Origin of the sequence: Paucibacter sediminis, assembly GCF_030254645.1 — a bacterium.
GTDB classification, from domain to species: Bacteria; Pseudomonadota; Gammaproteobacteria; order Burkholderiales; family Burkholderiaceae_C; genus Paucibacter_B; species Paucibacter_B sediminis.
Genome location: NZ_CP116346.1, coordinates 535,122 through 556,614 on the forward strand (window position 1 = coordinate 535,122; position 21,493 = coordinate 556,614).

The 21,493-nt window shown below is 69.3% G+C and carries 18 protein-coding genes; 10 read left to right on the top strand and 8 right to left on the bottom strand.

The annotated features are described in order from the left end of the window. Positions 1 to 19: 19 nt before the first annotated feature. The 3 genes from glmU (at position 20) to PFX98_RS02540 (ending at position 2,953) form a co-directional block, all read left to right on the top strand. Positions 20 to 1,420, top strand: a complete 1,401-nt coding sequence (gene glmU, locus PFX98_RS02530; protein ID WP_285233597.1) for a bifunctional UDP-N-acetylglucosamine diphosphorylase/glucosamine-1-phosphate N-acetyltransferase GlmU — start codon at positions 20 to 22, stop codon at positions 1,418 to 1,420. A 142-nt stretch (positions 1,421 to 1,562) separates the two neighbouring features. Further along, positions 1,563 to 2,063, top strand: a complete 501-nt coding sequence (locus tag PFX98_RS02535) for a hypothetical protein (protein WP_285233598.1) — start codon at positions 1,563 to 1,565, stop codon at positions 2,061 to 2,063. Between the two features lie 359 nt (positions 2,064 to 2,422). Further along, entirely contained in the window at positions 2,423 to 2,953 is a 531-nt protein-coding gene (locus PFX98_RS02540; protein WP_285233599.1) for an SRPBCC family protein, read from the top strand. Between the two features lie 3 nt (positions 2,954 to 2,956). Here the strand turns inward: PFX98_RS02540 and PFX98_RS02545 are convergent, their stop codons facing one another. The 3 genes from PFX98_RS02545 to PFX98_RS02555 form a co-directional block, all read right to left on the bottom strand. Then, a complete protein-coding gene (locus PFX98_RS02545; RefSeq protein ID WP_285233600.1) occupies positions 2,957 to 3,826 on the bottom strand; it encodes an amidohydrolase family protein in 870 nt (289 codons plus the stop codon). Next, positions 3,816 to 4,697 (bottom strand): transposase, encoded by an 882-nt coding sequence (locus tag PFX98_RS02550; protein WP_285233601.1) that lies wholly within the window; start codon positions 4,695 to 4,697, stop codon positions 3,816 to 3,818. The genes PFX98_RS02545 and PFX98_RS02550 overlap by 11 nt, the downstream gene beginning before the upstream one ends. A 90-nt stretch (positions 4,698 to 4,787) precedes the next feature. Continuing rightward, positions 4,788 to 5,267, bottom strand: coding sequence for a thioredoxin family protein (locus PFX98_RS02555; protein WP_285233602.1), 480 nt, complete (start codon positions 5,265 to 5,267; stop codon positions 4,788 to 4,790). Between the two features lie 70 nt (positions 5,268 to 5,337). On the opposite strand from PFX98_RS02555, the gene PFX98_RS02560 reads away from it, so the two are divergent. The 3 genes from PFX98_RS02560 to PFX98_RS02570 are packed head-to-tail and all read left to right on the top strand — an operon-like array spanning position 5,338 to position 8,223. Beyond that, positions 5,338 to 6,276, top strand: coding sequence for a DUF808 domain-containing protein (locus PFX98_RS02560; protein WP_285233603.1), 939 nt, complete (start codon positions 5,338 to 5,340; stop codon positions 6,274 to 6,276). Positions 6,277 to 6,316: 40 nt separating this feature from the next. Further along, on the top strand, positions 6,317 to 7,888 hold the full coding sequence (locus PFX98_RS02565; protein WP_285233604.1) for a S10 family serine carboxypeptidase-like protein: 1,572 nt from the start codon (positions 6,317 to 6,319) through the stop codon (positions 7,886 to 7,888). Further along, the gene (locus PFX98_RS02570) at positions 7,885 to 8,223 is read left to right on the top strand and encodes an EF-hand domain-containing protein (RefSeq protein WP_285233605.1); all 339 of its coding nucleotides are present in this window, start codon (positions 7,885 to 7,887) and stop codon (positions 8,221 to 8,223) included. The genes PFX98_RS02565 and PFX98_RS02570 overlap by 4 nt, the downstream gene beginning before the upstream one ends. Here PFX98_RS02570 and PFX98_RS02575 read toward each other — a convergent pair whose 3' ends face one another. Continuing rightward, on the bottom strand, positions 8,224 to 9,099 hold the full coding sequence (locus PFX98_RS02575) for an ion transporter (protein WP_285233606.1): 876 nt from the start codon (positions 9,097 to 9,099) through the stop codon (positions 8,224 to 8,226). Between the two features lie 56 nt (positions 9,100 to 9,155). Between PFX98_RS02575 and PFX98_RS02580 the strand changes: the two genes are divergently transcribed. Together PFX98_RS02580 and PFX98_RS02585 are read left to right on the top strand one after the other, a co-directional pair. Next, complete coding sequence (locus tag PFX98_RS02580) at positions 9,156 to 9,395, top strand: hypothetical protein (protein ID WP_285233607.1); 240 nt, start codon at positions 9,156 to 9,158, stop codon at positions 9,393 to 9,395. 31 nt (positions 9,396 to 9,426) lie between these two features. Beyond that, the gene (locus tag PFX98_RS02585) at positions 9,427 to 10,050 is read left to right on the top strand and encodes a UPF0149 family protein (protein ID WP_285233608.1); all 624 of its coding nucleotides are present in this window, start codon (positions 9,427 to 9,429) and stop codon (positions 10,048 to 10,050) included. Here the strand turns inward: PFX98_RS02585 and PFX98_RS02590 are convergent. Both PFX98_RS02590 and PFX98_RS02595 read right to left on the bottom strand, forming a co-directional pair. Continuing rightward, on the bottom strand, positions 10,020 to 11,087 hold the full coding sequence (locus PFX98_RS02590) for an adenosine deaminase (protein ID WP_285233609.1): 1,068 nt from the start codon (positions 11,085 to 11,087) through the stop codon (positions 10,020 to 10,022). The genes PFX98_RS02585 and PFX98_RS02590 overlap by 31 nt on opposite strands. A gap of 9 nt (positions 11,088 to 11,096) precedes the next feature. Then, positions 11,097 to 13,772 (bottom strand): S9 family peptidase, encoded by a 2,676-nt coding sequence (locus PFX98_RS02595; protein ID WP_285233610.1) that lies wholly within the window; start codon positions 13,770 to 13,772, stop codon positions 11,097 to 11,099. Positions 13,773 to 13,923: 151 nt separating this feature from the next. On the opposite strand from PFX98_RS02595, the gene PFX98_RS02600 reads away from it, so the two are divergent. Together PFX98_RS02600 and PFX98_RS02605 are read left to right on the top strand one after the other, a co-directional pair. Then, positions 13,924 to 14,334 (top strand): hypothetical protein, encoded by a 411-nt coding sequence (locus PFX98_RS02600; RefSeq protein ID WP_285233611.1) that lies wholly within the window; start codon positions 13,924 to 13,926, stop codon positions 14,332 to 14,334. A 148-nt stretch (positions 14,335 to 14,482) separates the two neighbouring features. Continuing rightward, positions 14,483 to 14,779 (top strand): hypothetical protein, encoded by a 297-nt coding sequence (locus tag PFX98_RS02605; protein ID WP_285233612.1) that lies wholly within the window; start codon positions 14,483 to 14,485, stop codon positions 14,777 to 14,779. Here the strand turns inward: PFX98_RS02605 and PFX98_RS02610 are convergent. Together PFX98_RS02610 and uvrA are read right to left on the bottom strand one after the other, a co-directional pair. After that, a complete protein-coding gene (locus PFX98_RS02610; RefSeq protein ID WP_285233613.1) occupies positions 14,773 to 15,609 on the bottom strand; it encodes an SIR2 family NAD-dependent protein deacylase in 837 nt (278 codons plus the stop codon). The genes PFX98_RS02605 and PFX98_RS02610 overlap by 7 nt on opposite strands. Next, a complete protein-coding gene (gene uvrA, locus PFX98_RS02615; RefSeq protein WP_285233614.1) occupies positions 15,602 to 21,253 on the bottom strand; it encodes an excinuclease ABC subunit UvrA in 5,652 nt (1,883 codons plus the stop codon). The genes PFX98_RS02610 and uvrA overlap by 8 nt, the downstream gene beginning before the upstream one ends. Between the last annotated feature and the right edge of the window lie 240 nt (positions 21,254 to 21,493).

Consider the following 21,493-nt stretch of genomic DNA (forward strand, 5'->3'; position numbering starts at 1 on the left):
TTCAAAAATTGGAGTCGCGATGGCGCTGAATCTGGTGATCATGGCCGCGGGCAAGGGTACCCGCATGAAGTCCGCACTGCCCAAGGTGCTGCACAAGGTGGCCGGCCGCTCGCTGCTGGCCCATGTGCTGGGCACCACCGCGGGCCTCGACGCGCAGGCGCGCATCGTCATCACCGGCCATGGCGCGGACGAGGTTGAGCGCGCCGTGGCGGCGCCCGGCATCAGCTTCGTGCGCCAGCTGCCGCAGCTGGGCACCGGCCATGCGATCCAGCAGGTGGTGCCGGCGCTGCAGGGCGAGGGCACCACCCTGATCCTGAATGGCGACGTGCCCCTCATCAAGGCCGAGACCGCCAACCGCCTGGTGCAGGCCTGCGCCGGCGAGCGCCTCGCGCTGCTCACCATCGTGCTGGCCGATCCCGCCGGCTACGGCCGCATCGTGCGCGCCGGCGATACGACTGAGGGTAGCGCTGATGGCGCCGTGCAGGCCATCGTCGAGCACAAGGATGCAACGCCGGAGCAGCGCCAGATCCGCGAGGGCTATACCGGCATGATGGCCGCGCCCACCGGCGCGCTGAAGCGCTGGGTCGCGCAGCTGAACAACAACAACGCCCAGGGCGAGTACTACCTGACCGACATCGTCGCGATGGCCGTGGCCGAGGGCGTGCCGGTGGTGGGCATTGCCGCCCCCAACGAGACCGAGGTGCTGGGCGTCAACAGCCCTCTGCAACTGGCCGACCTGGAGCGCCGCCACCAGCGCGAGCAGGCCGAGGCGCTGATGGAACAAGCCGGCGTGCGCCTGGCCGACCCGGCCCGCTTCGACCTGCGCGGGTCCCTGAGCTGCGGCCAGGACGTGGAGATCGACGTCAACTGCGTGTTCGAGGGTCAGGTCTCGCTGGGCGACGGCGTGCGCATCGGCGCCAACTGCGTGATCCGCAACGCCAGCATCGCGGCCGGAGCACGCATCCACGAGTTCACCCATATCGATGGCGAGAGCGCCGGCGTGAAGATCGGCGCGGGCGCGCTGATCGGCCCCTTCGCGCGCCTGCGCCCGGGTGCGGAGCTGGGCGACGAGGTGCACATCGGCAACTTCGTCGAGGTCAAGAATTCCACCCTGGCCAAGGGCGCCAAGGCCAACCACCTGGCCTATCTGGGCGATGCCACCGTGGGCGAGCGCGTCAACTACGGCGCCGGCTCCATCACCGCCAACTACGACGGCGCCAACAAGCACCGCACCGTCATCGGTGCCGACGTGCACGTGGGCTCCAACTGCGTGCTGGTGGCCCCGGTCAGCATCGGCGCCGGCGCCACCATTGGCGGTGGCTCCACCATCACCAAGGATGTGGGCGAGGGCGAGCTGAGTGTGGCGCGCGGCAAACAGGTGGCCATCAGCGGCTGGCAGCGCCCGGCCAAGAAGCGCTGATCTGTAGCGTCTAGGGGCTTGCGCGCGTGACAAATTCCCGCCCTGCACCTAGCATGGGCCCGCCTGCCACCGGAACGGGGGGCAGCAAGCCGAGCGGCTTGGCCTAGCATTCAGGCTCAAGCAGTCGGACAGGAAGACCACCATGGCGCGAAAGAGCAGATCGACCCAACAGCAGCAGCTTCAAGCGCTGGCGGGTGAATGCGGCAATGCGCCCGAAGGCATCGTCATCGACAGCTTGAAAACAGGCCTGGACCAGGCCGCGGATCAGCGTGAACAGCAGGACCAGGCCGCGCGCAGCGAGACCCTGGAGCATCTGGCCCTCTATCACGCCCAATGCGATGACGCCGCCAAGGCCTGCTACTACCTCTGCCGCAGCCTCGGCCTGGCACGCCAGCAGGAGCCCGGCGAGCCCACGCTGGAGCTGCTGTTCGAGCTGCTGGGTGCGCTGGCCGATCTGCCCGCCGATCTGGGCGCCAGCGCCCAGGCCGAGCCGGTGGGTGAGGCCGACGGGCTGGGCGTGTTCGAACTCTGCCACCAGCTCGCCGCCGCGCGCGAACTCACGCAGGCCGCCTGGGATCAGGCCGAGCAAAGCGAACTCACCGACGCCGCCTGCCCCACCGCACCGGCGCACGCGCTGCACTAGGAGCCTGGCGGGCTCCTAGGAGCCTGGGCGGCAGAGGGCGTGGCCCGCGCCGGGGTGAGTTGCGGTGCCAGGCAAGGCGCCCGCGAGGCCGTGGGGCCGAGCCCCACAACGAGCGGGCAACGCCGCATGGCGTCGCAAATCGCCCCGGCCCTTCGGGTTGGGCCTGCAAGGGGGCGCATACGGCGTTGCGAATGCTCGCCGGGTGCCCAACCCGACTGCGCTTCGCGCCTTGCCTGCACCCCCTTGCAGGCCCAACGCGGGCCACGCCCTCTGCCGCCCAGACTCCTAGGGTCTTGCCCGCTTGCGTCGACAGACGCCGCTAACGCATGCTGCGCGCACCAACATTTCTGGGGTGCGGCATGAAGATCCTCAAGTGGCTGTTGATCGTCATCGTGGGCCTGATCGCCCTGCTCTACGCCGGCGGGCTGGCGCTGTCGTCCAAATTCACCGTCTCGCGCAGCCTGCAGATCCAGGCCCCACCCGACAAGGTCTATGCCCTGGTGGCCAACCCCAGGCATTGGAAGCAATGGTCGGTGTGGAACGCACGCGACCCGCAGATGCAGATCGACTACAGCGGCCCCGAGTCGGGCGTCGGCGCGGTCTGGGCCTGGAAGAGCAAGACCGAGGGTGACGGCCGCATGAGCTTCACCGCCGCCGAACCCGGCTTGCGCGTGGCCTACGACCTCTACTTCCCCGATTTCGGCACCACCTCGGGCGGCGAGCTGCGCTTCCAGGCCGCGAACGGTGGCACCCAGGTCAGCTGGGTGATGAACGGCGACATGGGCAAGAACCCCTTGTTCCACTGGATGGCGCTGTTCGCCGACGGCATGGTGGGCAAGGACTTCGAGGCCGGCCTCGCCAAGCTCAAGACGGTGGCCGAGACGCCCTGAACCTCAATCCAGGCCGAACAGGCGCGCGCCATTGCCCCAGGCAATCAGGCGCGCTGCCGGTGCGGGCAGATCGCCGAGCCAGAGCCGGGCCTCGTCCATCAGGCCCTCGTAATACTGCCAGCGCTGGTTGATCCAGGTGTCCGAGCCGATCAGGAAGCGCTCGGGCTGCTGGCTCAGCAGCTCCTGCCAGGCCGGGCTCAGATGGCCGCCCGCCTCGGTGAGCCCGGGCCGGTAGGACAGCTCGGCCAGCAGGCCCGGATAGCGCTGCAGCAGCTCGCGCACGCGCGCGATCGGCGCGCCGCCGATGCCAGTATGGGCCCAGATCAGGCGCGCCTTGGGCGCATGCGCCATCAGCTTGCCTATCGCCACCTCGTCCACATGGGCCAGCACCAGCAGGCCGCGCTGCTCGGCCAGGCGCATCAGCTTGATGGCCACCGGCCCGTCGGCGTTGGCGCTGTCGTAGAGATGGAACTCGCCCAGGCCGCGATAGGGCCCGGCCGGCGTGCCACGGGCCAGTTCGTCCAGCACCATCTGGTAGATGCTCTCGTCGGCAAACCAGCCGCCGTAGTCGGCGCGGTCGCGGTACAGGCGCACAAAGGGCACGACGTGCACGCCGGCCGCGCGCGTCGCGTCCAGTGCCGTCGCCAGGCTCAGGGTGCCGGCATTCGGCCGGCTGTTGGCGACGATGGCGCGCACCCCGCTGCGCTGCATGCGGCCCAGCACGTCGGCCAGCGGATGGGGCTGCTGGGCCTCGACGTTGTAGTGCAGATGGGCGTCGAACAAGGGGCCCTGATAGGGCTGGGCCGGCAGCGCGCCGGCCAGGCTCAGCAGGGCCAGCAGGGCCAGCAGGACCGACAGGCGCTCAATGCGCATGCAGGCTGCGCTCGTGCCCGGCGATCAGGCGGCTGACGCGCGAGACCGAGAGGCCCAGCTCATGCGCCAGCCCGGTCATCGACAGCCCGCCCTCGGTGTGGGCGCGGTACAGCGCCTCCTCGCGGCTGCCACATTCGCGTAGCCAATCCCGCCATGGGCGCCAGAGGCGCGCGCGCAGGCCCGCGGCGCGGCCACTGCCCGCCGACGCGCGCTTGGGCGCCGGCGCCAGCTGCTGCATGCGCGCCGCAAAGGCCTCGTCGCCCAGAAAGATCTGGTGGCGCAGCTGCTGCCAGACATCGGGGCCGGCGCCCTCGGCCAGCAGGCGCTCGTAGCGCTGGGCGGCGCGCTTGCGGTCGGCCGCGGCCTGGGCCGGCTTGCCGATCAGGTAGGACCACAGCCCCTGCACCTCCAGCCACTCGGGCGCCGCGGCGGCGCCGGCATGGGCGGCATAGCTGGACCAGGGCCAGCCCTGCGGTGTCTTGGCCAGACCGGCGCGCACAGCGGCCTGATCCACATGCCGGCAGACCTCCAGCAGCATGGCCTCGCGGTCCACCAGCACCGCCTTGAAGCGGCCCTGGAACAGATTGCCGGAGCCGCCGTGGCGGCGGTTGTAACCCTGGGTATAGACGCCGTTCAGGTGGCGCATCAGGCGCGAGAGATTGGCCTGGCGCGTGAACAGCAACAGCTCGTAACCGTCATGCCCGAAGTGATAGGCCAGCACCTGGGCGTCGAAGCGCTCCATGGCCTGGGCGATCACCGCCAGCAGGGCGCGGCGGTCCGCGTCGTCGTGGAACACCGCTGCGCCAGCATCGCCCTTGGAGGCGACATGGTAGACAGCGCCGGGAATTTCAATGCGTAGAGGTCTGGCCATGCTGGCAACTTAGGCCACCCATGCCCAAAAGGCAAGGCCTGACCCCCAAGCTTGCGAGTGGCCGGGGGTCAAGTCTGAACCCCGCCGAGTTCAATGCGTCTTGAGGCCGTCCAGCACCTTGAGCACGGCCTCGTCGCCCATGCTGCGCGCGTCGGCCAGCTCGCCGCCGCCGGTGGCGCTGAGCACCTGGCCGTCGGCGCCCAGCACCGCCACGGCCGGGATACCCTTCTTCAGCGGCACGCCCATCTGCGCGGCCAGGTCGGTGTTGCGGTCGAAGCGCCCGACATTGACCTTCAGCGTCACGAAGCGCCGGCTGCTTTCGGCCTGCAGCTTGCCCTCGGCCAGCTTGGCGTCCAGCGCCAGGCAGTCCTTGCACCAGTTGGCGCCGAACACCACCAGCACGTTCTTGCGCTGAGCATTCGCCTGGCTGAGCGCCAGGTTCAGCTCGGCGCGCGCATCGGCCTGCTCGTTGTAGACCGGCTTGGCGCTGCCCTGGGCGGCCGCGGTCAGGGGGCTCAGGCAGGCGGCCAGCATGAGACCGCAGGAGATCAGGGATTGGCGTAGCTTCATGCCGCCAGTGTGCCATCGTCATGAGGTACAACTGCGGCCTTGCCAGAATCCCCCCGAAAGCCCCGACACCATGGCCGGATCCAGCCTGCTGACCCTGATCGACGACATCGCCACCCTGCTCGACGATGTGGCCTTCCTCTCCAAGATGGCGGCGCAGAAGACCGCCGGCGTGCTGGGCGACGATCTGGCGCTGAACGCCCAGCAGGTCAGCGGCGTGGCGGCCGAGCGCGAGCTGCCGGTAGTCTGGGCGGTGGCCAAGGGCTCGCTCAGGAACAAGGCCATCCTGGTGCCGGCGGCGCTGGCGATCAGCGCCACCCTGCCCTGGGCGGTGACGCCGCTGCTGATGGTGGGAGGCGCCTACCTGTGCTTCGAGGGCTTCGAGAAGATCGCCCACCAATTCCTGCACGGCGAGGACGATGTGGCGCATGAGCGCGCGCTGGCCGAGGCCTTGATGGACCCGGCCGTCGACCTGCTGGCGCTGGAGCGCGAGCGCATCCAGGGCGCGATCCGCACCGATTTCATCCTCTCGGCCGAGATCATCGCCATCACCCTGGGCACCGTGGCCGCGGCCGGCCTGGGCACCCAGCTGCTGGTGCTGGCCGGGGTGGCGGCGCTGATGACGGTGGGCGTGTACGGCTTCGTGGCCGGCATCGTCAAGCTCGACGATCTGGGCCTGTACCTGCAGCGCCGCCGCGCCGCGCTGGCGCAGCAGCTTGGCCGCGCCATCCTGGCGGCAGCCCCCTGGCTGATGCGCGGCCTGTCGGTCGCCGGCACCGCGGCGATGTTCCTGGTGGGCGGCGGCATCCTGGCCCATGGCCTGCCGGTGCTGAGCCACCCCGCCGAGGCCCTGCTGGCGCGCCTGGCCGAGGCTTCGGGGTCAGGTTTTGCCGCCCTCACCCAGAGCCTCGGTGGCATGCTGCTGAACGGCCTCTTGGGCGTGCTCGCGGGCGCGCTGGTGCTGGGCGGCCTGAGCCTGGGCCAGGGTGTCTGGCGCCACTTGAGGCGCTGAGGCGCGGGTGGCATAGTGCAGCCACTCGGGAGGGCCCCAGATGCTGCACGCCAGGCGGATGACCGGATGGGCCAGTTTGCTGGCCTTGCTGCTGGCTGCCTGCGGTGGCGGCGGTGGCGGCGGTGGCGGCACGGCGGCGTCGGATGCGCCGCCCGGCGTCGAGGGCGGCCTGCTGAATGACCCGGTGCGCTATGCGCTGGACGCCAACGCCGCGCTGCCCAGCGCCACCGAAAGCTCGGTGCAGACCAGCCAGCAGCTGAGCCTGGACGGCACGCCGATCGATTACCAGACCGACACCGGCCACCTCACCGCCAGCGACCCGGTGAGCGGCGCCGCCAAGGCCAGCATGTTCTACGTGGCCTACACCCGCAAGGGCGTGGCCAGCGCGAGCCGGCCGCTGGTGTTCTTCTACAACGGCGGGCCGGGCTCGGCCTCGGTGTGGCTGCACCTGGGCTCCTACGCGCCCAAGCGCCTGGCCGCCCCCATGCCCGCCACCACGGTGCCCCAGCCCTACCGCATGGTGGACAACCCCCAGACCCTGCTGCGCGAGGCCGATCTGGTGTTCGTTGATGCGGTCGGCACCGGCTATTCGCAGGCCATCGCCCCCAACAGCAACCGCACGTTCTGGGGCGTGGATGCCGACGCCCTGCTGTTCCGCGACTTCGTGCTGCGCTACACCGCCAAGTTCCAGCGCCAGGCCTCGCCCCTGGTGCTGTTCGGCGAGTCCTATGGCGGCCTGCGTTCGCCCATCCTGGCCGCGGCCCTGCTCGCCGCCGGTGCGCCGCTGCAGGGCGTGGTGCTGCAATCGGCCATCCTCAACTACAACAGCAACTGCGCCGTGCTCGACCCCGGCCGGCTCAGCTGCAGCGCCTTCGTGCCCAGCTACGCGGCGGCGGCGGCCTGGTTCCAGCGCGCCCGGCCGATGCCCACCGAGCTGCCCAGCTTCGAGCAGCAGGTGATCGCCTATGCCGAGGCGCAATACGAGCCGGCCGCGCAGGCCTGGCTGACGCAGCGCCTGGCGCTGGCGGCACCGATCGCGCAGCAGCTGGGCGACTACAGCGGCCTGGCCGCCAGCACCTGGCAGGCCGAGCCCCTGCTCTATCCCGAGCGCTTCCGGCGCCTGCTGCTGCCCAGCCAGCTGATCGGCCGCTACGACGCCCGCGTGGCCGCCGGCGTCAACGACGCGCTCGCCAGCGAGGGCGACCCGTCCAGCACCGTGCTCACGGCCGCCTTCGTCAGCAGCATCGCCGAGCATCTGCGCGGCAACCTCAAGTACCAGGCGAGCGTGAACTACCGCCTCGTCAACAACGAGGTGATCGAGCAATGGCAATGGCGCCACGATGGCCATGAGCTGCCCGACGCCATCCCCGACCTGGCGCTCGCCTTCGGCCTCAGGCCCACGCTCAAGCTGCTGGTGATAGGCGGCTACCACGACCTCGCCACCCCCTTCCGGCTCACCGAGCAAGATCTGGCAAGGCTGGCGCCGCAGCCCGCCGGCCTCCAGCTCAGGCGCTATGTGGGCGGCCACATGACCTATCTGGACGACCAGGTGCGGCCCGCCCTGCGGGCCGATCTGGCCGGCTTCCTCACCAGCCTCGGGGGTGCCCCATGAGAAGCATGCTGCCGCTGGCGCTGGCCCTCGCGCAGGGCCTGAGCCTGGCCCAGGCCCCGACGCTGGCCGATCCCTGGCTGCCGCCGGCCGCACGCCAGGCGCCGCTGGCGCCGGCCACGTGCGGCCAGGCGCTGCGCGCCCAGGTGCAGGCCAAGCTGGCCACGCAATTCCAGCAGGCCGATGTGCGGCGCCGCGGCGCCCTCACGCTGGCCGAGGCGCGCGCGGCCGGATTCGGCTGGCTGGTGCAGCATTTCGCCCGCATCGACGGCAGCGGCCGCGGCGAGGTCAGCCTGGCCGAGGTGCAGGCCTATCTGCTGCGCCAGCAAAGCCTCTGATCAGAGCGCGTCGCGCTGGTAGGGGGGCAGCCTGGCGCCGCATTGGCGGCAGAAGTTCGCCTCGGGCAGATGGCCTTCGCTGAGGCATTCATGGCAGCTGCGCGTGGTACTGGGCCGGCCCTGGCGCTGCGCCGTCATCTCGGCGGTGACGATGCCGGTGGGCACGGCCAGCACGCCCCAGCCCAGCATCATCATCAGCGAGGCAATCAGCCGGCCCAGGTCGGTCTTGGGCGTGATGTCGCCAAAGCCCACCGTGGTCATGGTGGTGATGGCCCAGTAGACCCCGGTGGGAATGCTGGTGTAGCCATGCTCGGGGCCCTCCACCACATACATCAGCGTGCCCATGATGAGCACCACCATCAGCACCACCGACAGAAACACCATGATCTTGCGCGCGCTGGCGCGCAGGGCCAGCGCCAGCCCGCTGAACTCGGCCACATAGGCGTGCAGCTTGAAGATGCGGAACACGCGCAGCAGGCGCAGCACGCGCACGTCCACCAGCACGAACAGCTCGGGCACGATCAGGGCCAGATAGGTGGGCAGCACCGCCAGCAGGTCCACCATGCCGTAGAAGCTGCGCGCGTAGCGCCAGGGGTGGCGCACCGAGGCCAGGCGCAGCAGGTACTCGAGCGTGAACACGCCGGTGAAGAGCAGCTCGGCCGCGTTCAGCCAGGCGCCATGGCGGGCGCGGATGCCGGCCACGCTCTCGGCCACCACCAGGGCCACGCTGGCCAGCACCAGCAGCACCAGGGCGATGTCGAAGGCCCGGCCGGCACGGGTGTCGGCCTCGAAGATGATGGTGTAGCAGCGCAGCCGCCAGCCGCTGAGCGGCTTGCCGAGCTCGGCCGCCGCCTGATTTCTTTGATGTGCACGCATTCGCCAAGCCTAGCGCAGCTGATAACCTCGGGCTTTCCCGCAAGTGTTGCCGGCCCATGAAAACCCACACCGTCGAAATCCAGAAATTCAAGGCCGCGACCACCACCGGCCATGGCGAAGTCATCTTCAAGATCGACGCCATCATCAATCCGCGCCAACCGGTCGAGGGCATCGAGCCCAGCAGCGTGATCACCATGACCGAGGCCAACGCCCGCGTGCTGATGCTGCTGCTGAAGACGCAGATCGCCGAATTCGACGCCAAGAAGCCCAAGAGTCGGCATGGCCGACACGGTTGAGCAGAAAAAAGAATCCCAGCGAACACGCCCCATGGAATACCCCAGCTACAACCCCGCCTCCGACTACCTGCCGCTCAACGACGAGGAACTCTCGACGCTGGACGACATGCTGACCAAGCTGCCCAGCGAGGCGGCGATGAATATCGAGGCCATGGACGGCTACCTCACCGCCCTGCTGCTCAGCCCCAAGGCCCTGGCGGAGCTGCCCGGCGCCGACTGGCTGCCGCTGGTCTGGGGTGGCGACGGTGCCGATGGCACGGCCCCCTTTGTGAGCGGCAAGCAGAAGAAGCGCGTGATGATGCTGGTGCTGCGCCATCTGCGCAGCATCGCGGTGCAGCTCAGCGAACGCCCGGACGCCTGGGAGCCGATCTTCAGCATCGCCGTCACCGAGGACGAGCAGGAGCTCACCGACGCCGAGGACTGGTGCATCGGCTTCATGCTGGGCGTGGACCAGGCCGCCGATGCCTGGGCACCGCGCTTCCGGGACGCCGAGCTGGCCGCCGCGCTGGCACCGATCGCCCTGCTGGGCGGCGATGAATCGCAGCTCACGCCCGAAGACCAGGCGCGCCTGAACGACGAGGCCCTGCACGACGCGCTCAGCCGCGAGGTGCCGGAGGCGGTGCTTCAGCTCGCCGCTGCGCTCAAGGCTGACTGAAAAGCGGCATCCAGCGCCGCCTGCCAGCGGCGCTTCCGTTCGGGTGCCACGAAGCTGGCCTCGAAGCTGTTGCTCAGCAGCTGCCAGGCATGGCCGCCATGCAGGGCCGGCAGGGCCTCGAAGCATTGCTCGAGGTTGTCGTTCAGATAGCCGCCGAAGTAGGCCGGGTCGTCCGAATTGACCAGCGCGCACAGGCCGGCGTCCAGCAGGGCCGGCAGATTGTGCTCGGCCAGGCTCTTGAACACACAGAGCTTGATGTTGGAGAGCGGGCAGACGGTGAGCGGCATGCGCTCGGCGGCCAGGCGCGCCACCAGGGCGGCATCCTCCAGGCTGCGCACGCCATGGTCGATGCGCTGCACCTTCAGCACATCGAGCGCGCTCCACACATAGGCCGGCGGCCCCTCCTCGCCCGCATGCGCCACCAGGTGCAGGCCGAGCGCGCGGGCACGCGCAAACACGCGCGCGAACTTCTCGGGCGGATGGCCCAGCTCGCTGCTGTCCAGGCCCACGCCGATGAAGTCGGCGCGCCAGGGCAAGGCCGCCTCCAGCGTGGCCAGGGCCTCGTCTTCACTGAGGTGGCGCAGAAAGCACAGGATCAACACGGCGCTCAGGCCCAGTTCCGCCTCGGCCCGGCGGCAGGCGCGGCGCAGGCCCTGGATGAGCGTGCCCATGGGCACGCCGCGCGCCGTATGGGTCTGGGGGTCGAAGAAGATCTCGGCATGCACCACGCCATCGGCGGCGGCACGCTCGAGATAGGCCCAGGCCATGTCGAAGAAGTCCTGCTCCTGCAGCAGCACGCTGGCACCGGCGTAGTAGATGTCCAGAAAGGACTGCAGGTCGCTGAAGGCGTAGGCGGCGCGCAGCGCGTCCACGCTGGCATAGGGCAGGCTCAGGCCGTTGCGCTGCGCGAGCCGGAAGATCAGCTCGGGCTCCAGCGAACCCTCGATATGGATGTGCAGCTCGGCCTTGGGGGCCGCGCGCAAGAGCGCGGGCAAGGCCGAGCGGGGGATGGAGGCGAAGTCTGATGGGCCGGGCATGAGCCCAGCTTACTGCACCTGGCCCAGGTGCTGCAGCCAGAAGGCCTCGTACTTGCGATGCCAGCCCACCGTCTTGACCGCGCCACCCAGGCCATGCTCGCCGTCGGGGTCCAGGAACAGGTCGACCAGCGCCTCCTTGCCCGACTCCAGCAGGGCGCGGTAGACGTTCACCGTGTCCTGGTAGAGCACGTTCGGGTCCTGCATGCCATGCACCAGCAGCAGCGGCTTCTTCAGATTCCTGGCCAGCGGCAGCAGCGAGTATTTGCGCAGCACCGGCTTCGTGCGATCCACCTTGCCGATGGTGCGGCCGCTGTACCAGCTGTTGTAGTTCTCCCATTCGGTGGGGCCGGCACCGGCGATGCCGGCGGCGAACAGATCGGGCTTGGTATAGAGCGTGTGCTGGGTCTGGAAGCCGCCGAAGCTCCAGCCGTTCAGGCCCAGGCGCGCAGTGTCCACGCCCAGCTTGGCCTTCATATAGGCCACCAGGTCTTCCAGGTCTTCGCTCTGGGCCACGCCGGGTTGCTCGAAGTTGGCGTCGGCGAAACGCTTGCCATAGTTGGAATGGCCGCGCGGGTCCACCGTCACCATCACATAACCATGCTTGGCCGCCATATACATGGCGAACAGATAGCCGGTGGACTGGAAGCTGTCGGTCTCGACCGGATGGCGATCGTTCAGCGGGCCGCCGTAGGTATAGACCACGGCCGGGCGCCGGTCGCTGGCCTGCCAGCCCGCCGGCTTGAAGACATAGGCCGGGATGCTGTCGCCATGGCGGTTCAGGTAGCTGAAGCGCTCGGGCTGCAGCACGTCCACCTCGGCCCAGGCGGGGTCATGGCTTTGCGTCAGCACCCTGGGCTCGGCCGGCTTGCCCTGGCCCCGCAGCAGCTTGAGCTCGGGGCGCTGGGCCCAGTGGCCCGCATTGGCGGCCAGCCATTGGCCATCGTGCGAGACCACCCCGCCGCGGTGGTAATCGGGCGCCTGGCCCAGCGCCTGCATCGCGCCGCTCTTCAGCTCGACGCGGTAGAGGTTCATGGCCCCCAGGTCATCCTTGTTGGACTGCACGAACATCTGCTGGCTGTCGGGCGTGAAGCCCAGCACCTGGTGGGCCTCGAACTCGCCCTTCAGCAGCGGCTGCCATTGCCGCGTGGCCAGCTCGTAGGCATGGGGCTGGCGCCAGCCGTTCTCGGCCAGCACCAGCACCAGGCGCTTGCCGTCGGGCGTGAACTGCGGCTTGAGCACGCTCACCAGCTCATGGTGCACGTCGCCGCGGCGCTCCAGCACCAGCTCGGGCCTGGCGTTCTCGTCCGGCCCACCCAGGTAGACGCGCAACAGCTCCTTCTCGCGCTCCCAGGTGGCGAAGGCGTAGTGGCTGCCATCGCGCGCCCAGGCCAGCGGGCTGATCTCGAACCAGCCATCGCCGCCCTTGTGCGTGAACACCGGCTGCGGCTGCTTGGCGGGTGCGCTGTCAAGACCTGGCACCTTGCGGATGTAGAGCGCCAGCGGGCGCTCCATGCGCTTGTCGTCCGAGACCTCGCGGTCCACCTTCTTGGCGCTGGCGAAGCGCTCGCCGTAATTCATGATCTCGACCTGGCGGCCGGGCTTGGGCGGCGGGCTCTTGCCATCGGGCGCGGTCAGCGGCGCACGCGCCAGCAGGCTCATCCAGCGCCCGTCCTCGCTGATCACGGTCTCGTCGATGCGGTACTTCTTGTCCTCGTCATCGGGGTGGATCAGCTCGCGGTTGAGCACCTGCACGGCGGCGCTGGCGAAGCGGGCGCGCAGCACGCGCTTCTCGTCCATGAAGACAAAGCCCTGGTCGTCGGGCGTGTAGGCCACCACGCGCAGCTGGCGCTGCGTGCTCAGCAGGGGCTGCAGCTTCTCCTGCCCGGCCTGCCAGCGCAGCAGGCTGCCGCGGTATTGCAGGATCAACTCATCGCGCTGGTTCGCCCACACCAGCTGCGTCACGCCCGGATAGAGATCCTCGGGCTTGAGCTTGTCCTTGGCCCGCTTCTTCGCGAGCTCGTCGCGCAGCTCCCAGAGTTCCTTGTCGGCCGGCTTGGCGGGCGCCGACACGGCCGAGGCGGCCGAGGCCGGTGCTTCGGGCGCGGATGTCGGCGCAGGTTTGCCGGCGCGCCGGGCGGCCAGGACCTCGGCGGCGCGCTTCTCGGCCTCGGCCTCGGCCTTGTCGGCGGCCTTCTGGGCCTCGTCGCGCGTCTTCTTGTCGGCCAGCTCGATCTTGAGCCTGGCCAGGGCGGCATCGTCCCACTGGTTCAGGTCCACCGCCGCGCCGCGCAGATAGGCGGCCTGCGCCTCCTCGCGCGCCTGGCGCTCGGCCATTTCACTGCGCTTTTGCAGCAGCTTCTTGTCGAAGCGCGCCAGGTCCTCGGGCGCGTCAAAGGCCTGCATCAGGGCCGGCGAGCTCAGGCGCAGGGTCTTGCCGCTGCGCGTATCGACCACATGCAGATCGCTGCCCGGTTCGCCATAGGGGCTCCACAGATAGGCCAGGTAGCGGCCGCTGTGGCTGAACTCGGGCTGCTTGGCGGGCTCGCCGCGGTAGGGCTGCTCGCGGAACACCTGCTCCAGGCTGGGCGCCGGCTTGGGCTGCGCCCAGGCCCAGGGTGCAACACCGGCCATCAGGATGATCCAGGTCGATCCGGCCAGGATCGCCGCTTTCTTACTTCCGCTCACGCTTCGCTTTGCTCGCACGCTCGTCGACTCCACCGGCTGCAGTGCCGGGCGCGGGATTCTAGGTGGGACGTCACAAAACGCTACATGGCGAAAGGCAGGGGCGGGCAATCCCGGACGTATGCTCTAGGTCTGATCGAACCGGAGGAACATGATGATCATCAAGAAATCGTTGGGCGCCCTGGGCCTGGCCCTGCTGGCCGGCATGGCCTCGGCAGCCGATGTGGGCGTATCCGTCAGCATCGGCCAACCCGGCTTCTACGGCCGCATCGACATCGGCAACATGCCGCAGCCGCCGCAGGTGGTAGTGGCGCAGCCGGTCTGGGTGCAGCGCGCGCCCGGGCGCGTGGTGCAGCCCATTTATCTGCGCGTGCCGCCGGGCCACCAGAAGAACTGGGCCAAGCATTGCGGGCGCTATGACGCCTGCGGCGTGCCGGTCTACTTCGTGAAGGAAGACTGGTATGCGCGCCAATACGGTGGCGGCGGCGACGACTACCGCGGCGAGCCCGAACATGGCCGCAAGGATCATGGCAAGGGTCATGGCCACGGCAAACACCGCGACTAGGCCCGTCGACAAGCCCGAACCCGCGCACTAATACCGATGCGCCCCCCGGACGGGGGGCCTAGCATCGCGACTCAAGGCCACCCGCCGGTGGCACACTGCGTCCATCGAGCCCCGCGCCGGGGCTCGAGCCCGTGCGCACAGCCCATCCATGTTTGCCAAGCTCGTTGCCAGCGTCGGTCTGCTCATCTGCCTCGCACTGGCCTTGCACATGTGCCTGGGGCGGGCGCAGCAGCGGCGGCTCGAAGCCTGGCTGAGCGGCTACCGCGACCGCCTGTTCGCCTTGGGCTCACGCCGCTTCAATTCCCGCGAGCGCCGCCGTGCCGCCCATGAGGCCGCGATGGATGCGATCAACCGCGCCAAGCGCACCACCGACGACGATCTCTGGGACGGCAATGTCTACCGGCCCAAGGAATTCAACGGCAAGCCGCCCAGCAAGCCTCACTGAGCGCCGATGCGCGCAGCGATCAGGCGCAAGGCCTGCAGCGCGCCCATGCCCAGGCCCACATCGGCCGAACTCGGCACCCGCGACTCGCGCAGATTGATGCGCAGCAAACGCCCGCGCAGGCGCTGCAGCACATGCTGGCCGAACAGGCGCACCGAGGGCACCGCCGTGCCGGCGCCGAGCTCGATCACCAGCGGCTTCCTGGCCGCCGCCAGCCGGCGCGACACCTCGAGGGCCTGTGCCCGCTCGCGCGCATCGACCCAGGCCTCATCGCCAAACATCAGCACATTCGGCCGCGCCAGCGCACCGCAATGCGGGCACAGCGGCAGCTCGTTGAGCAGCTCGCAGCGCGCCTCGTCGAGCTCGGGCACAAAACCCTCGGCCGGCCAGATCGCCGCGCCGCAGGGCCGCGTGCATTGCAGCTGCAGCAGTGAGCCATGGCATTCCCAGATCTGGTCGGGCTCGAAACCGGCCTGCTGGAACTGCCCGTCCACATTGCTGGTGTAGACGATGGCGCCACGCTCGGTGCGCGCGCCCCAGTCGCGCAGGATCGCAAAGCCCTCGTGCGGCCGGGTGCGCCGGTACAGCGCCAGCCGGTGGCCGTAAAAGCCCCAGGCCAGGCGCGGCCGCGCGGCAAAGCTGGCCGGGTTGGCGATGCTGTAGAAATCGATGCTGGCCGCTGACAAGGCCGGGTAGGCCTGCCAGAAGCCCGCCGTGCCGCGGAAGTCCGGCAGGCCGGAATCCACGCCCATGCCGGCGCCGGCGGCGATCACCAGCAGATCGGCCTGCTCCACCAGCTCGGCCGCGTGGGCCAGCAAGGCCTCCTCAGGCATGCGCCACGCGCGCCAGCACCGGCTTGAGCGCCACGCCCGAATGGCTGCCGCTTCGCACCAGCGCCTCTGGCGTGCCGGCCAGCACCACCGCGCCGCCGGCCGTGCCGCCCTCGGGGCCCAGGTCGATGACCCAGTCGGCCTCGGCGATCACGTCCAGGTCATGCTCGATCACCACCACCGAATGCCCGCCCGCCACCAGGCGGTGCAGCACGCGGATGAGGCGCTCCACATCGGCCATGTGCAGGCCCACGGTGGGCTCGTCCAGCACGTACAGGGTGTGCGGCGCCTTCTGGCCGCGGCGCGCCACATCGTCGCGCACCTTGACCAGCTCGCTCACCAGCTTGATGCGCTGCGCCTCGCCGCCCGAGAGCGTGGGCGAGGGCTGGCCCAGGGTCAGATAGCCCAGGCCCACGTCCTTGAGCAGCTGCAGCGGATGGGCGATGGAGGGCATGGCGGCAAAGAACTCCACCGCCTCGTCCACCTCCATGGCCAGCACATCGCCGATGCTCTTGCCCTTCCAGCTGACGTTCAGCGTCTCGGGGTTGAAGCGCTGGCCATGGCATTGGTCGCACAGCACCTTCACATCCGGCAGGAAGCTCATCTCGATGGTCTTCATGCCCTGGCCCTCGCAGCCGGGGCAGCGGCCCTCGCCGGTGTTGAAGGAGAAGCGCCCGGCCGCATAGCCGCGCGCCTTGGACTCCAGGGTCTCGGCGAAGAGCTTGCGGATCGCGTCCCAGAAACCGATATAGGTGGCCGGGCAGGAACGCGGGGTCTTGCCGATGGGGGTCTGGTCCACTTCCAGCACGCGGTCCACCTGCGCATGGCCTTCAATGCCATCGCAACCGATCCAGGCATTGGGCGCACGCCGCAGCGGCACGGCCTGGGCCATATTGGCCAGCAGCACATCGCGCGCCAGCGTGCTCTTGCCCGAGCCCGACACGCCCGTCACCGCCACCAGCCGGTGCAGCGGCACATCCACGGTGACGCGGCGCAGATTGTGCAGGCTGGCATTCAGGATGCTGAGCTTGGGCGCTGCAGGGTCAATCTCGCGCCGTGCCTGCAGCGGATGGATCAACGGCCGCGCCAGGAAGCGGCCGGTGACCGAATCGGCCGCCGCCGAGAGCTGGGCCACCGACCCCTGCGCCACCACATGGCCACCGCGCTTGCCGGCGCCGGGGCCGATGTCGATGATGTGGTCGGCGCGGCGTATGGTGTCCTCGTCGTGCTCCACCACCACCAGGGTGTTGCCCTTGTCGCCCAGCGTGCCCAGGGCCTTGAGCAGGATCTGGTTGTCGCGCGGGTGCAGGCCGATGGTGGGCTCGTCCAGCACATAGCAGACGCCCTGCAGGTTCGAGCCCAGCTGCGCCGCCAGGCGGATGCGCTGCGCCTCGCCGCCCGAGAGCGTGGGCGCGGCGCGGTCCAGGGTCAGATAGCCCAGGCCCACTTCTTCCAGGAACTCCAGCCGGCCCTTGATCTCGCTCACCACGTCGCGGGCGATGTCGGCATCACGGCCATGAAGCCTGAGACCCTCAACCCACGCTCGCGCCTCGCCCACGCTCCAGGAGGCCACCGTGGAGATGGCCTGGGCTTCGAAGGTGACCGAGCGCGCGGTCGGGTTCAGGCGCGAGCCCTGGCAGTCCGGGCAGGGTTGGTCGGCCAGGCCCTCGATCTCGGCCTCCTCGGCCGGGAAGCTTTGCTCGCGGCCGCGGTTGTCCTTGTCCTGCAGCGATTCGTCCAAAGCGCGGCGCTGTTCGCGCGTGAGGGCAAGACCTGTCCCCACGCAGCTGCCGCACCAGCCATGCTTGCTGTTGTAGGAGAACAGGCGCGGGTCCAGCTCGGGATAGCTGGTGCCGCAGGCCGGGCAGGCGCGCTTGGTGGAAAACACCTTCACCTGGCCGATCGCCGCGGTGGAGCGGCCGCCGGCAATGGCCGCCTTCAGCTCGTCCAGCGGCGCCAGCACATGCAGCACGCCCTTGCCATGGTCCAGCGCCTTGGCGAGCAGCTCGCGCAACTCGGCCTCCCTGTCCACGCTGACGATCAGATCACCCACCGGCAGCTCCAGCGTGTGCTCCTTGAAGCGGTCCAGGCGCGGCCAGGGCGCCGTGGGCAAGAACTCGCCGTCCACGCGCAAATGGCTGTGGCCGCGCGCCTTGGCCCACTTGGCCAGGTCGGTGTAAAGGCCCTTGCGGTTCACCACCAGGGGTGCCAGCAGGCCGATGTGCTGGCCGCGGTAGTCACGCAGCAGCTGGGCGGCGATGGACTCCACGCTCTGCGGCTTCACCGGCATGCCGTCGTGCACGCAATGCTGCACGCCCAGCTTCACATAGAGCAGGCGTAAAAAATGCCAGACCTCGGTGGTGGTGGCCACCGTGCTCTTGCGGCCGCCGCGCGAGAGGCGCTGCTCGATCGCCACCGTGGGCGGGATGCCCCATACCGCATCGACCTCGGGCCGGCCGGCCGGCTGCACGATGGAGCGCGCATAGGCATTGAGCGACTCCAGGTAGCGGCGCTGGCCCTCGTTGAAGAGGATGTCGAAGGCCAGGGTCGACTTGCCCGAACCCGAGACCCCGGTGATGACGTTGAACTTGCCGCGCGGGATGCTCACGTCCAGCGACTTGAGGTTGTGCTCGCGCGCGTTGACGATGCGGATCGCTTCTTCGGTTGCCTTGCGCTTGGCGCGCACCAGGCTCTGCAGCGGGCGGCCCTCCTCGACCTTCATGGCCGGACGGTCCATGTGCAGGGCGTATTCGCGCAGGGCCTGGGCCGTGTGCGAATGCGGGTGCTCGCGCACCTCCTCGGGCGTGCCCTGGCAGACCAGCTCGCCGCCGTCCTCGCCGCCCTCGGGGCCGAGGTCGATCAGCCAGTCGGCCGCGCGTATCACGTCGAGGTTGTGCTCGATCAGGATCAGCGAGTGCCCGGCCGAGAGCAGCTTGCGCATCGCGCGCATGAGCTTGGCGATGTCGTCGAAATGCAGGCCGGTGGTGGGCTCGTCGAAGAGGAAGAGCGTGCCCTTCCTGGCGACCGCCTGGCGCGCCTTGCCGCTCGCCGCCTCGGCCAGGAAGCCGGCCAGCTTGAGGCGCTGCGCCTCGCCGCCCGAGAGCGTGGGCACGGGCTGGCCCAGCTTGATGTATTCCAGGCCCACGTCGACGATGGGCTGCAGCTTTACAAGCACCTCGCGGCTGTCCTTGAAGAGCTGCACCGCCTCGCTGACGGTGAGGTCCAGCACATCGGCGACGCTCAACTCGCGCTCGCCGAGCGACAGCTTCACATCCAGCATCTCGGCGCGGTAGCGGCGCCCGTCGCAATCGGGGCAGCGCAGGTAGACGTCGGAGAGGAACTGCATCTCCACATGCTCGAAGCCCGAGCCGCCGCAGGTGGCGCAGCGGCCGTCGCCGGCATTGAAGCTGAACATGCCGGCGCTGTAGCTGCGCTCGCGCGCCACCGGCGCATCGGCAAACAGCTTGCGGATCTCGTCGAAGGCGCCGACATAACTCGCCGGGTTGGAGCGCGCGGTCTTGCCAATGGGGGACTGGTCGACGAACACCGCGTCCGCGAGCCAGTCCGCGCCCAAGAGCCGGTCGTGCGCGCCGGGCGTCTCGGTGGCCTGGCCGAAATGGCGCGCCAGCGCCGGGTAGAGCACGTCCTGCATCAGCGAGCTCTTGCCCGAGCCCGACACGCCCGTCACCACCACCATGCGCTGCAGCGGGAACTCGACGCTGACGTTCTTCAGGTTGTGCTCGCGCACGCCTTCCAGGATCAGCCGCGGCGTGCTGGCCTCGACGATGCGCTTGAGCCCCATGCCCACCTGCTTGCGCGCACCCAGGTAGGCACCGGTGAGGGTGTCGGCCGAGCGGATCTGCTCGGGCGTGCCGTCGAACACGATGGCGCCGCCCTTCTCGCCCGGGCCCGGGCCCATGTCGATGAGGCGGTCGGCCGCCAGCATCACGGCCGGGTCATGCTCCACCACCACCAGGGTGTTGCCGGCATCGCGCAGGCGCTGCATGGCCTGCACGATGCGGTTCATGTCGCGCGGATGCAGGCCGATGCTGGGCTCGTCCAGCACGAAGAGCGTGTTCACCAGCGAGGTGCCCAGCGCGGTGGTGAGGTTGATGCGCTGCACCTCGCCGCCGGACAGCGTGCGGCTCTGGCGGTCCAGCGTCAGGTAGCCGATGCCCACATCGCAGAGGTATTTGAGGCGGTTGCGGATCTCGTCCAGCAGCAGCTTCAAGGCCTCGTCCAGCATGGTGCTGGGCAGCTGCAGCTCGTCCATGAAGCGGCGCAGGCGGTGGATGGGCAGCTGCATCAGGTCGTGCAGGCACAGGCCCTCCAGGGCCTCCAGCTGGCCGCGGTCCCAATCCACGCCCGCGGGCATCACGCGTTGCGCGGCCGGCAGGGCGGCATCGGCCAGCGCCTTGGAGCCGACGCGCCAGAGCAGCGATTCGGTCTTCAGGCGCGCGCCGCGGCAGGCCGGGCATTCGGTATAGCTGCGGTACTTGGACAAGAGCACGCGGATGTGCATCTTGTAGGCCTTGCTCTCCAGGTATTCGAAGAAGCGCTTGACGCCATACCACTGCTTGTTCCAGCTGCCCTTCCAGTTGGGCGTGCCGCCCACCACCCAATCGCGCTGCGCCTCGCTGAGCTGGCTCCAGGCGGTGTCGCGCGGGATGCCGGCCTCGCCGGCGTACTTGATCAGATCGTCCTGGCATTCCTTCCAGGCCGGCGTCTGCAGCGGCTTGATCGCGCCATTGCGCAGGGTCTTGCGCTCGTCGGGAATCACCAGGCCCATGTCCACGCCGATCACGCGGCCGAAGCCGCGGCAGGTTTCGCAGGCGCCCATGGCCGAGTTGAAGGAGAACAGCGGCGGCTGCGGCTCCTGGTAGCGCAGATCGCTGTCGGGGCAGTGCAGGCCGGTGGAGTAGCGCCAGAGCTCGGGCTCAGCGCCCTCCTCCGTCGGCATGACATATACATTCAGGCGCGCACCGCCGCGCTTGAGCGAAAGCTCGATCGCCTCCATCGCGCGCTGCTTGTCGGCGCCCTGGATGCGGAAGCGATCGGCCACCACGTCGAGGATCTTGCGATCGCCCACCTGGCGCTCGGCCTGGATGCGCGTGAAGCCGCTGGCCGCGAGCCATTGCTGCACCTGCTCGCTGCTGGTGTTGGCCGGCAGCTCAACCGGAAAGCTCAGCACCAGGCGGGGGTCAGATGTTGCCGTTCGGGCCATCAGCTCGGCGTAAATCGTCTGCGCCGTGTCGTGCCGCACCGGCAGCGCGGTCTTGCGGTCGTAAAGCGAGGCGGCGCGCGCGAACAGCAGCTTGAGGTGATCGTTCAGCTCCGTCATCGTGCCCACCGTGGAGCGCGAGGTGCGCACCGGGTTGGTCTGGTCGATCGCGATGGCGGGCGGCACGCCGTCCACCTTGTCCACCGCCGGGCGGTCCATGCGGTCGAGGAACTGGCGCGCATAGGCGGAGAAGGTCTCCACATAGCGGCGCTGGCCCTCGGCGTAGAGCGTGTCGAACACCAGGCTGGACTTGCCCGAGCCGCTGGGCCCGGTCACCACCGTCAGCTCGCCGGTGTGCAGATCCAGGTCGAGGTTCTTGAGGTTGTGCTGGCGGGCGCCGCGGATTCGGATCGTGCCTTCGGACATGCTGGAGCAGCCTGCTGGGGATGGGGACCGGACATTCTATGGAGGCAGGCGACACGAAAATGTCAGGAGGCCGAATACCCTTCAAAACACAATTTGCCGCTCGGCGGCCCTGCAAGACCGTCTGTCAAGACCCCTTCTTGAAGGCCTTCGGGCGCATTGCCAGCGAACCCGCGCGGGGGCAACAATGGCCCCGGCGGTTCTGGACGACAATCAAGGGTAAACACGGACCCTGCCTCCAGG